General features: G+C 71.6%; 12 protein-coding genes. 9 read left to right on the forward strand and 3 right to left on the reverse strand.

Features of this window, described 5'->3' with window-relative positions; translation table 11 throughout:
* Both AB0E07_RS38425 and nudC read left to right on the forward strand, forming a co-directional pair.
* Positions 1-1,413 (forward strand): dipeptidase, encoded by a 1,413-nt coding sequence (locus AB0E07_RS38425; protein WP_362262703.1) that lies wholly within the window; start codon positions 1-3, stop codon positions 1,411-1,413.
* A gap of 157 nt (positions 1,414-1,570) precedes the next feature.
* Positions 1,571-2,515, forward strand: a complete 945-nt coding sequence (nudC, locus tag AB0E07_RS38430) for an NAD(+) diphosphatase (RefSeq protein WP_362262706.1) — start codon at positions 1,571-1,573, stop codon at positions 2,513-2,515.
* A gap of 69 nt (positions 2,516-2,584) precedes the next feature.
* Here the strand turns inward: nudC and AB0E07_RS38435 are convergent, their stop codons facing one another.
* Positions 2,585-2,827 (reverse strand): mycoredoxin, encoded by a 243-nt coding sequence (locus AB0E07_RS38435; RefSeq protein ID WP_362262709.1) that lies wholly within the window; start codon positions 2,825-2,827, stop codon positions 2,585-2,587.
* A 250-nt stretch (positions 2,828-3,077) separates the two neighbouring features.
* On the opposite strand from AB0E07_RS38435, the gene AB0E07_RS38440 reads away from it, so the two are divergent.
* From AB0E07_RS38440 to AB0E07_RS38460, 5 genes are all read left to right on the forward strand, one after another.
* On the forward strand, positions 3,078-5,273 hold the full coding sequence (locus AB0E07_RS38440; protein WP_362262712.1) for an ATP-dependent DNA helicase UvrD2: 2,196 nt from the start codon (positions 3,078-3,080) through the stop codon (positions 5,271-5,273).
* 164 nt (positions 5,274-5,437) lie between these two features.
* Positions 5,438-5,767: a hypothetical protein gene (locus tag AB0E07_RS38445; RefSeq protein ID WP_362262714.1), complete on the forward strand. Its 330-nt coding sequence runs from the start codon at positions 5,438-5,440 to the stop codon at positions 5,765-5,767.
* A 173-nt stretch (positions 5,768-5,940) separates the two neighbouring features.
* A complete protein-coding gene (locus tag AB0E07_RS38450) occupies positions 5,941-6,309 on the forward strand; it encodes a WhiB family transcriptional regulator (RefSeq protein WP_319236691.1) in 369 nt (122 codons plus the stop codon).
* A complete protein-coding gene (locus AB0E07_RS38455; protein ID WP_362262717.1) occupies positions 6,306-6,629 on the forward strand; it encodes a hypothetical protein in 324 nt (107 codons plus the stop codon). Before AB0E07_RS38450 ends, AB0E07_RS38455 begins: the two co-directional genes overlap by 4 nt.
* Before the next feature lie 133 nt (positions 6,630-6,762).
* On the forward strand, positions 6,763-6,993 hold the full coding sequence (locus AB0E07_RS38460) for a hypothetical protein (RefSeq protein ID WP_362262720.1): 231 nt from the start codon (positions 6,763-6,765) through the stop codon (positions 6,991-6,993).
* 3 nt (positions 6,994-6,996) lie between these two features.
* Here the strand turns inward: AB0E07_RS38460 and AB0E07_RS38465 are convergent, their stop codons facing one another.
* Both AB0E07_RS38465 and AB0E07_RS38470 read right to left on the reverse strand, forming a co-directional pair.
* Positions 6,997-8,364 carry an AarF/ABC1/UbiB kinase family protein gene (locus AB0E07_RS38465; RefSeq protein ID WP_362262723.1) on the reverse strand — a complete coding sequence of 456 codons (1,368 nt, stop codon included), beginning with the start codon at positions 8,362-8,364 and terminating at the stop codon, positions 6,997-6,999.
* On the reverse strand, positions 8,357-9,583 hold the full coding sequence (locus tag AB0E07_RS38470; RefSeq protein WP_362262726.1) for a TOMM precursor leader peptide-binding protein: 1,227 nt from the start codon (positions 9,581-9,583) through the stop codon (positions 8,357-8,359). The genes AB0E07_RS38465 and AB0E07_RS38470 overlap by 8 nt, the downstream gene beginning before the upstream one ends.
* Positions 9,584-9,820: 237 nt before the next feature.
* Here AB0E07_RS38470 and AB0E07_RS38475 point away from each other — a divergent pair, with 237 nt between their 5' ends.
* Together AB0E07_RS38475 and AB0E07_RS38480 are read left to right on the forward strand one after the other, a co-directional pair.
* Positions 9,821-10,417, forward strand: coding sequence for a M48 family metallopeptidase (locus AB0E07_RS38475; protein ID WP_362262729.1), 597 nt, complete (start codon positions 9,821-9,823; stop codon positions 10,415-10,417).
* 133 nt (positions 10,418-10,550) lie between these two features.
* On the forward strand, positions 10,551-11,159 hold a 609-nt coding region (locus AB0E07_RS38480), incomplete at its 3' end, for a TerD family protein (RefSeq protein WP_362262732.1).

Raw genomic sequence — 11,159 nt, forward strand, 5'->3', positions numbered from 1 at the left:
ATGAGCCAGCCCGTTGACAGTGCAGTCAGCGCCGTCCGTACGTACATCGAGCAGCACCGCGCGGCCTTCCTCGGCGACCTCGCCGCATGGCTGCGCATCCCCTCCGTGTCGGCCCAGCCCGACCACGCGCCGGACGTCCGGCGCAGCGCCGACTGGCTCGCCGCGAAACTCACCGAGACCGGCTTCCCGACCGTCGAGATCTGGCCGACACCCGGCGCCCCGGCCGTCTTCGCCGAGTGGCCCTCCGGCGATCCGCAGGCCCCCACGGTCCTCGTCTACGGGCACCACGACGTCCAGCCCGCCGCCCGCGAGGACGGCTGGGACAGCGAGCCCTTCGAGCCCGTCGTCCGGGAGAACCGCCTCTACGCGCGCGGGGCGGCCGACGACAAGGGGCAGGTGTTCTTCCACACACTCGGCGTCCGCGCCCACCTCGCCTCGACCGGACGCACGGCCCCCGCCGTCAACCTGAAGCTGCTGATCGAGGGCGAGGAGGAGTCCGGCTCGCCGCACTTCGACGCCTTGGTCGGCGAGCGCGCGGACCGGCTCGCCGCCGACGCCGTGATCGTCTCCGACACCGGTATGTGGTCCGAGGAAACCCCCACCGTCTGCACCGGCATGCGCGGACTCACCGAGTGCGAGATCCGTCTGTACGGCCCGGACCAGGACATCCACTCCGGCTCCTTCGGCGGCGCCGTGCCCAACCCGGCCTCCGCGGCGGGGCGCCTGGTCGCGGCCCTGCACGACGAGCAGGGACGTGTGGCGATCCCGGGGTTCTACGACGGCATCGTCGAGCTCACCGACCGCGAGCGGGAACTCTTCGCCTCGCTGCCCTTCGACGAGCGGAGCTGGCTGCGCACCGCGAAGTCGCACGCCACCTGGGGCGAGTCCGGATACACCACCCTGGAGCGCGTCTGGGCCCGCCCGACCGCCGAGGTCAACGGCATCGGCGGCGGCTACCAGGGCCCCGGCAGCAAGACCATCGTCCCGTCCGACGCCATGATGAAGCTCTCCTTCCGGATGGTCGCGGGCCAGCAGCCCGAGCACATCGAGAAGGCCGTACGCGCCTGGGTGGCCGAGCAGGTCCCCGCCGGGATCCGCTGCGAGGTCGTCTTCGGGCCGGCCACCCGCCCGTGCCTGACGCCGCTGGACCACCCCGCGCTTCAGTCCGTCGCCCGCGCCATGGGCCGTGCCTTCGACAAGCCCGTCGGCTTCACCCGCGAGGGCGGGTCCGGGCCGGCCGCCGTGCTCCAGGAGGTCCTCGGCGCCCCCGTGCTCTTCCTCGGCATCTCCGTCCCCTCCGACGGCTGGCACGCGCCGAACGAGAAGGTCGAACTGGACCTGCTGCTCAAGGGCGTCGAGGCCACCGCGTACCTGTGGGAGGACCTCGCGGAGAACTGGCGCCGTGCGCCCTGAACCTCCCACGACGTCCGGGACGGTACCGCTCGCGGGGCACACTGGTAGGACCGCCGCGCCCCAGGGCGGTCCGCCGGACCCGGTCCCCTCCCGTCCCACGTCCCGCTGAACCGACCACCGCACATCAACCGTTCCACCGGGGGAGTTGGAAGCACCCGTGACCACCTGGACCGACCACACCGCCGACCGCCCCATCTCGCTCACCGCACCGAGCGGCATCGACCGCGCCGCACACCACCGCCTCGACGAGGCATGGCTGGCGGCGGCGTGGAGCCACCCCACGACACGCTGCTTCGTGGTCTCCGGCGGCCAGGTCCTGATCGACGAGACCGCGGACGACCGCACCGAACTCGTCATGACCCCCTCCTTCGAGGCCCCTCTCACCGAGGCGCACCGCTACTTCCTGGGTATCGACGAGGACGGCGTCCGCTACTTCGCGCTCCAGAAGGACGCCCTGCCGGGCCGGATCGACCAGTCGGCCCGTCCGGCCGGACTGCGCGAGGCGGGCCTGCTGCTCTCCCCGCGCGACGCCGGGCTGATGGTGCACGCGGTCGGCCTGGAGAACTGGCAGCGCACCCACCGCTTCTGCTCCCGCTGCGGCGAACGCACCGTGATCGCCGCAGCCGGCCACATCCGCCGCTGCCCGGCCTGCGGCGCGGAGCACTACCCGCGCACCGACCCGGCCGTGATCATGGCCGTCACCGACGAGGACGACCGCATCCTGCTGGGCCGCCAGGTGCACTGGCCCGAGGGCCGCTTCTCCACGCTCGCCGGCTTCGTCGAGCCCGGCGAGTCCATCGAGCAGACGGTGCGCCGCGAGGTCTTCGAGGAGGCCGGCATCACCGTCGGACAGGTCGAGTACGTCGCCAGCCAGCCCTGGCCCTTCCCGTCCAGCCTGATGCTCGGCTTCATGGCCCGCGCCACCTCCACCGAGGTCGACGTGGACGGCGACGAGATCCACGAGGCCCGCTGGTTCTCCCGCGACGAACTGGGCGCCGCCTTCGAATCGGGCGAGGTGCTGCCGCCCTACGGCATCTCGATCGCGGCCCGGCTGATCGAACTCTGGTACGGCAAGCCCCTGCCGACCAGGACCTTCATGTGACACAGCAGAAGGCGGTTCCCGGGAGAACCCTGGGAACCGCCTTCGAGGTGGGCGCCGGACAGCGAGCCGTCAGACCCCGACCTTCTGCTTGACCTGAGCCAGCGAGGGGTTGGTGAGCGTCGAGCCGTCCGCGAACAGCACAGTGGGGACCGTCTGGTTTCCGCCATTGGCCTTCTCGACGAACGCCGCGGACTGCGGGTCCTGCTCGATGTTGATCTCGGTGTACGCGATGCCCTCGCGCTCCAGCTGCTTCTTCAGTCGCTGGCAGTAGCCGCACCAGGTGGTGCTGTACATCGTCACAGTGCCCTGCATGTCTCGTGCGCTCCTTCGATGGCTCGGGGACCGGGTCGTCCAGGAGGGGAACGTACGGGGCCCGGCCGCCATTCCCGCCCGGGGTGCGCCCGGCGACGTGGCCCCTACCGCAGGGGCACGTGACGCCCGCCGCATCGGGGCGCGATGCACGCCGCATCGGGGCGTGACGCCCGCCGTATTAGTACGACCGCGAGGCCCTGCCTGTGGACAACCGGCTCACCCGTCCCCGGCGACCTGGCAGCATGGCAGGGTGACAGCAGCAACGCACTCCTCCCTCTTCCCGCAGGCACCGGACTCGGCCGACGCGGTGCTCGACGGGCTGGACCCCGAGCAGCGCGAGGTCGCCACCGCCCTGCACGGACCGGTGTGCGTGCTGGCCGGCGCCGGTACGGGCAAGACGCGGGCCATCACCCACCGCATCGCCTACGGGGTGCGCGCGGGAATCCTCCAGCCGTCCAGCGTGCTCGCCGTCACCTTCACCAACCGCGCCGCCGGAGAGATGCGCGGCCGGCTGCGCCAGCTCGGCGCCGGGGGAGTCCAGGCCCGGACCTTTCACTCCGCGGCCCTGCGTCAGCTCCAGTACTTCTGGCCGAAAGCGATCGGTGGCTCCATGCCCCGGCTCGTCGACCGGAAGATCCAACTGGTCGCGGACGCCGCCGCGGCCTGCCGTATCCGCCTGGACCGGGGCGAGCTGCGGGACACCACCGGCGAGATCGAGTGGTCCAAGGTCACCCAGACCGTCCCCGCCGACTACGCGCTCGCCGCGGCCAAGGCCGGCCGCGAGACCCCTCGCGCCCCGGCCGAGATCGCCCAGCTCTACTCCGCCTACGAGGACCTCAAGCGCGAGCGCGGTGTCATCGACTTCGAGGACGTGCTGCTGCTGACCGTGGCGATCCTCCAGGACCGCCACGACATCGCCGAACAGGTCCGCTCCCAGTACCAGCACTTCGTGGTCGACGAGTACCAGGACGTCAGCCCCCTCCAGCAGCGCCTGCTGGAACTGTGGCTCGGGGAACGCGACAACCTGTGCGTGGTCGGCGACGCCAGCCAGACGATCTACTCGTTCACGGGAGCAACCCCCGACCATCTGCTCGACTTCCGCACCCGCCACCCCGGAGCCACCGTCGTCAAGCTGGTCCGGGACTACCGCTCCACCCCGCAGGTCGTCCACCTCGCCAACGGACTGCTCGCCCAGGCCCGCGGCCGTGCCGCCGACCACCGTCTCGAACTGATCTCCCAGCGCGGCTCCGGCCCCGAACCCGGCTACGCCGAGTACACCGACGAGCCCGCCGAGGCCGAGGGCGCCGCCCGCCGCATCCGCGAACTGCTCGACTCCGGGGTTCCCGCCAGCGAGATCGCCGTGCTGTTCCGCACCAACTCCCAGTCCGAGACCTACGAGCAGGCCCTGGCCGACACAGGGATCCCCTATCAGCTGCGCGGAGCGGAGCGGTTCTTCGACCGGCCCGAGGTGCGCAAGGCCGGGATCGCCCTGCGTGGAGCGGCCCGCTTCGGCGGCAACGACTCCCTCCTCGACGACGCCGTGGACCTCCCCTCTCAGGTCCGCGCCGTGCTCTCCGGCGAGGGCTGGACCTCCGAACCCCCGGCCGGGTCGGGCGCGGTGCGGGAGCGCTGGGAGTCCCTTGCCGCCCTGGTCGGCCTCGCCCAGGACTTCGCCGCCGCCAGACCCGGCGCCACCCTCGGCGACCTCGTCGCCGAACTCGACGAACGGGCGAACGCCCAGCACGCCCCCACCGTCCAGGGCGTCACCCTGGCCTCCCTGCACTCGGCCAAGGGCCTGGAATGGGACGTCGTCTTCCTCGTCGGTGTCGCCGAGGGCATGATGCCGATCACCTACGCAAAGACCGACGAACAGATCGAGGAGGAACGCCGCCTCCTCTATGTCGGCGTCACCCGGGCCCGGGAGCACCTCCATGTCTCCTGGTCGCTGGCCCGCTCCCCGGGCGGCCGCGCCAACCGCCGCCCCAGCCGCTTCCTCGACGGGCTGCGCCCCGGCTCCACGGGCACCGCGGGCCGCTCGGGCACCGGACGCTCGAGCGGCGTCGAGCGCGGCTTCACCAGCAGACCCGACGTCGTCCCGCGCCGCACCCAGCGAACCGTCGCCCGCTGCCGGGTCTGCGGCCGCACGCTCACCGACGCCGGCGAGATGAAACTGATGCGCTGCGACGAGTGCCCCTCCGACATGGACGAGGGACTGTACGAGCGGCTCCGCGAGTGGCGCGCGGACCAGGCGCGGCGCAGCGGTCAGCCCGCCTTCTGCGTGTTCACGGACAGGACGCTGATGGCCATCGCCGAGTCGAGCCCCGACGACGAGGGCGACCTCGTACGGATCCCCGGCGTCGGCCGACGCAAGCTCAACCGCTACGGGGCCGATGTCCTGGCCATCTGCGCAGGCCAAGAGCCCCAGGGAGAGCGGGACGGGGACTGATACGAACTCGTCGAAAAAATAGTTTGCGCATGCCCCAGCAATCCCCATAGGTTCTTAAGCACGGAAACGGAGGCCTTCCTGAGGCCCCGATTCCGTGTTGTACTTGCGTATCCGTCGGACTGGTTCACACCGGTCCCCCTAGACGCCGAGAGGAGGCGAGTCCAGTGATCAGCATCAACGCCAGCTCCATTGTCAGCACCGCGAAAATGACCGATCCCTCGGTCGTCGCCTCCCTGTGCATGCTCGGCGCCTCCAACAAGGGCACCGGTCTGTCCGGCATCCGTGCCGTGCGTCCGGCCTCCCTCGTGTCTCTGGCGGGTCTTCCCGTCCGTGAGCGCAATGAGCGACCGACCCAGGCACTGGAAGCGGCAGTAGTGGCACAGGCCAAGGCCTATGCCTTTACGGCAACCGGTGCCGGATTCCGGACGCAGAGCACGCAGCACCACCTGATGTGGGCCTTCCGTGGGCCAGAACCCTGGAGTGATCCAGCCTGATTGACTCAGGCCGGCGCCTTCAGGGCCGCGGAACCCCATCCGGGATCCGCGGCCCTTCTGTTTGCCCCGAACGGGGACGGCGGAGCGAAGGGGCCTCGGGACAAGAAAAGAACCCGGTACCAGCCGCCACCCGGTCCAACCCGACCGGAACGACCAGACGAGGAAGACGAACCGTGCAACTCGAAGCGCACGCCCCGTCCGTACCGCCTTCCGAAACGATCCCCCCGCCCGGCCTCACGGAGGACTCCACCTTGACCCCGCTGACTGCGCTCACCGCGCTCGACGACGCCATCGAGAACCTCGGCGTACCCGTTCCCTGCCGCTCCTACGACCCGGAGGTCTTCTTCGCCGAGTCGCCCGCGGACGTCGAGTACGCCAAGGCCCTCTGCCGTACCTGCCCGCTGATGGAGGCCTGCCTCGCCGGCGCCAAGGAGCGGCGTGAGCCCTGGGGCGTCTGGGGTGGCGAGCTGTTCGTCCAGGGTGTCGTCGTCGCCCGGAAGCGGCCGCGCGGCCGCCCGCGCAAGAACCCGGTCACGGCATGAACACCCCAGGAACCATCGACCGTCCCCTCACGCACGACCCCAAGAAGCAGGCCCCGATGAAGCCGTCCACCAGCGAACCCGCAGGCAGCGCGCCTGAAGACTTCACCACCACCGGCGTGGTCGACTCACGCCAGAACAGGACCCGCGAGATGCAACTCATCCCAGAAGCCCTGGCCCGTGCGCATATGCACGAGCGCCTGCACAACGCCGAGCGCGAACGACGGGCGGTCAGCATCGTGACCGCGCGCCGGATGCAGCGCCGTGCCGAGCGCGCCTCCATGCGTGCCCGCCGCGCCATCGCCATGGCGGTCATGCAGTAATCGACCCGACTGAGGCAAGGGCCTCCCTCTGAGGGAGGAAAGCAGCTTCCCCGCGGGGGCCGGTCCGTCCGAACGGACCGGCCCCCGCGGTGCGTTCTGCGCGGGACGGCGGCGACGGCGTTATCGTCACGGTGTGACGAGTCTTCCCGGAGGCAGCGACGGAAGCAGTGGCGGAAGCGGTGACGACGGCTCCGCCACCGAGCGGCAGCCGACGGTGTGTGCCGGATGTGGCGCCCAAGGCGAAGGTCCGCCGCCCACCTGGACCTGCTCCGTGGAGAACGGCGAGCGCCGCTACTTCTGCGACACCTGCTCCCGGCAGAACCTTCGCGCGATCGAGGGACGGCTGGACTCGGCCTGGTGGTAGCCCTCAGGCCTCCGCGGCCGACTCCTCCTCGATGTCCTCCTCCGGCACGAACCCCGGCAGCCACGCCTCCAGTTCCTCGCGCAGCCGGACCGTCGAACCCAGCTGGCACAGGACCCCGATCGTGCTCAGCGTCACCCGGTGTATCAGCAGGTAGGAGGGCGGCAGATTGAGCTGCTTGCCCAGCTGATGGGCGGGGGAGCGGGGGTCCGCGACACGAGCCGCCTGACCGCGCATCCAGCCGCGGGTGAAGGTGAACGCGTCGACCTCGGCCGGTTCGATGATCGGCAGGAGGTAGTCGAGGACGGCGTCGGGGTCCAGCTCTATGGACTCCTTGACGAAGCCCTCCCGGCACAGCAGCTCGTAGACGGCGTCCGCGTCGCCGTCCAGGGTCATGCGCAGGGAGTCGCCGATCGGCGTGGGCAGTCCGCCGGGGAGGCGGTCGACTGTGCCGAAGTCCAGTACACCGAGGCGCCAGGCCTCCTCGTCGTCCGGGCCACCCGGCAGCAGCCGGAAGTTGCCCGGGTGCGGGTCGGCGTGCAGCAGACCGGTGCGGGCCGGACCGGAGAAGAGGAACCGGGCCAGCAGCTGACCGGCGCGGTCGCGCTGCTCCTCGGTGCCGTCGGCGATGACCTCCGACAGGGGGATGCCGTCGATCCACTCCGTCACCAGGACCTGGTCGCACTGATGGACCACACCGGGCACCACGACGTCCGGGTCGTCGGCGAACTCCTCCGCGTGCACCCGCTGGGCCTGCGCCTCCAGCCCGTAGTCCAGTTCCTCGGAGACCCGGTCCTTCAGCTCCGTGATCAGCGGTTTGATGTCCATGCCGGGGACCAGCGGTCCCAACAGGCGAGCGAACCGGCTCAGTTGGGTCAGGTCGGAGAGCAGCGCCTCCCCGGCACCCGGGTACTGGACCTTGACCGCCACCGCGCGGCCGTCCTGCCACACCGCCCGGTGCACCTGGCCGATGGAGGCCGCGGCCGAGGGCTTGTCCTCGAACTCCACGAACAGCTCGCGCCAGTCCTCGCCGAGCCGCTCGGCGAGCACCCCGTGCACCGTGCGGGTCGGCATCGGCGGCGCCGCCTCCTGGAGCTTGGTCAGCGCCGCCCGGTAGGGGCCCGCGACCTCCTCCGGCAGTGCCGACTCGAAGACGGACAGGGCCTGCCCGAACTTCATCGCGCCGCCCTTGAGCTCGCCGAGCACCTTGAACATCTGCTCGGCGGTGCGTTGCTGGAGTTCTCTGCCGACCAGCTCCGCGGACTCGCCCACGATTCGCTTGCCCAGTCCCCAGGTCGCCCGTCCGGCGAAGCCGAGCGGGAGCGCGGCGAGCTTGGCGGTCCGGGTGACCGCCTTCCGGGGAAGATCAGACATGCGCCCTCCAGATCACGGAACGAGCGTCAGCCTTACGGCGTGACGTTCTCGAAGGCCGTTGCTCCGCCATTGTCTCGTGCGCCTCCCCGTCCGTGGGGGTGTGTCCTGCCTTACCTTTCTCCGCGCTCCTCCCCGCCGCTCCGCACGGGCACCCGGGATGTGCCACGACCGGGCGCGCGTGCCAGGTCAGACCGGGCAGCGACACCTCCCAGCGGGCACCCGCGCCGGACGGCGTGCGGCCGTCGAGGAAAGCCAGCGCATGGGCCGCCGCCAGCCCCGCGACCGTGGTCGCCAGGGCCAGGTCGCAGGCCGGCACCCCACGCGCCCGCCCCCCGCCCGAACGCCACTGCGCGACCAGCCGGGGCCAGACCGGGTCCCGGTCGACGCGCCCCTCCTGGAGGCAGCCGGCGCAGCCGGTCTCGCCCGGCAGGACGAGCGGCCCGACCACACCGGTTCCCTCGACCACCCCCGCGTAGAGGTGCGGTGTCCCCGAGGCGATCAGCGGCTCGGCGGCGAACGGTACGGGCGCGTGCACCGAGACGTCGTCCCGCGGGGCGAGGATCACCAGGGAGCGGCCCGGGTCGGAGTCGGCGGGCGGAGCCTGTGGGCCGCGACGGGGCGGGCGGGCCGGGGCCGCCCGGCGCACCGCCCGACGGGCGGCCTCGTCGCGGCGCTCGCCGACCGCCTCGGCGGGCAGTCCGCCGGGCGCCACGTCCCACGGTTGGACCCGGCCGCCGTCGCACACCTCCACCTCGCCGACGCCCGCGCCCGCCAGGACCGCCGCCAGCACAGCGCCCACCCGGCCCGCGCCGCGGACCTGCACGCGCGCGGAGCGGCGGGCGGCCAGCCGGTGGATCGCGCCGCCCGGTTCTGACGTGGTCAGGGAGAGGGCCGCCAGGTCCGGTCGGAGCCGGTCCAGGGTCTCCTTCTGTTCACGCAGCGCGGCGCCGCCCGTGCCGCCCCCGCGCGCGTCGTCGAGCAGCCCCGCTGCCGCGAGCCGGGCCACCAGGGTGTCGACATGGGCGTCGGGCAGCCGCATACGGCGTCCCTCAGCGCGCAGCAGGTCGACTCCCCGGGTGCCGTTGAGCAGATCCAGAAAGCTGCCGGTCGCCGTGTCCATCGGACCGAGTGTCATCGCGTGCGCGGGAGTCATCCCGAACTGCACGGTGTTCAGGTCGCGCCAGCCCCGCCTGAGCGCCGGCTTCACCATCGGATGCATGTCGTGCCCCCGTTAGTCCTGGTTCGTTCCCCTGTGCCGGGAGCGGTCGGCCGAACTGTCACCGGCCGGCCGCCGCTGGTCCGACGGGAGCCAGCATGCCCGGCCCGCGCCGTCGGCCGCCGAAAGTTGTCCACAGGTCCGGGGATTAGTCGCACAAATCAAACGCATGGTGGTGTCTGGGCGCCGAACCGTACCGGAGCCGGGACTTCCCCCATGTGCAGCGGGTAACGTCGGGGCGTGTCCGTCGACCCACTGCACCGCGCCGGAATGCCACAGCGCAGTACGACGAGCCCGCCGCCGAGCGGCCCCGGGGCGAGCGCGATCGAGGTGCGCAGAAGCGCCCGACGCCGCAGGACGGTCTCCGCCTACCGCGAGGGCGATCGCACCGTCGTGCTCATTCCCGCCCGGATGTCCGAGGCCGAGGAGCAGCGCTGGGTGAGCGTCATGCTCGACAAGCTGGCCGCCCAGGAGAGCAAGCGGGTGCTCGGCGACGCCGAACTGGCGGACCGCGCGCAACGCCTCTCCGACCAGTACTTCGGCGGCCGGGCCCGGGCCAGCTCGGTCCGCTGGGTCACCAACCAGAACACGCGCTGGGGTTCGTGCACCCCCGCCGAGGGCAGCATCCGCCTCTCCCACCGCCTCCAGGGCATGCCCGAGTACGTCGTCGACTACGTCCTGCTGCACGAGCTGGCCCATCTGCTCGTGCCCGGCCACGGGCCCAGGTTCTGGCGGCTGCTGGAGGCGTACCCGCGCACCGAGCGGGCCCGCGGCTACCTGGAGGGCGTGGTCGCCGCCGACCGGCTGCCGCACCTGCCCGGCGCACGCGGAGAGTAACCGTCCCCGGACCACCAGGTACCGCCGAAGCGCCGCTTCTGTACCGGCTCTGTACCGACATCGTCGAGTGTCCGAGTTTGCCGTTAGCCTGACGCGACGCACTCGCATTCGGGATGGGGGACGGTCGTAACGCATGGCCAGGGAATTCCAACGCGGCCACAAGGCCAGGATCAGTGACCTCACCGCGGGCACGGATCTGTACGTAGGCGTGCAGATCTCCGGCCCCGGACTGACCTTCGACATCAGTTGCTTCGGCCTCGACGCCGACGAGCGGCTCTCGGACGACCGGTACTTCGTCTTCTTCAACCAGCCGAAGTCCCCGGAGGAGTCCATCCAGCTCCTGGGCGCCCAGTCCGGGGACACGGAGTCCTTCCGGGTGACCCTGGACCGGATCCCGACGCAGATCCAGAAGCTGTCGTTCACCGCGACGATCGACGGCGCCGGACAGATGTCGCAGGTGGGTCCCGGATACATCCGTATCGTCGCCGGCGGCGAGGAAGTCGCCCGGTACGCCTTCAACGGCTCGGAGTTCAGCACCGAGCGCGCCGTGATGCTGGGCGACTTCTATCTGAAGGACGTCTGGCGGTTCGCCGCGGTCGGACAGGGCTTCGACGGCGGACTCGACGCGCTGCTGAAGAACTTCGGCGGCGAGGTCGCCGAGGAGGAAGCGCCCCCGGCGGCCCCGCAGCCCCAGGCGGGCGCGGCCCCCGGCTTCGCGCCCCCGCCCCAGGCCGCCGCCCCG

Source organism: Streptomyces sp. NPDC048002, assembly GCF_040653275.1.
In the GTDB taxonomy this organism is placed as follows: Bacteria; Actinomycetota; Actinomycetes; order Streptomycetales; family Streptomycetaceae; genus Streptomyces.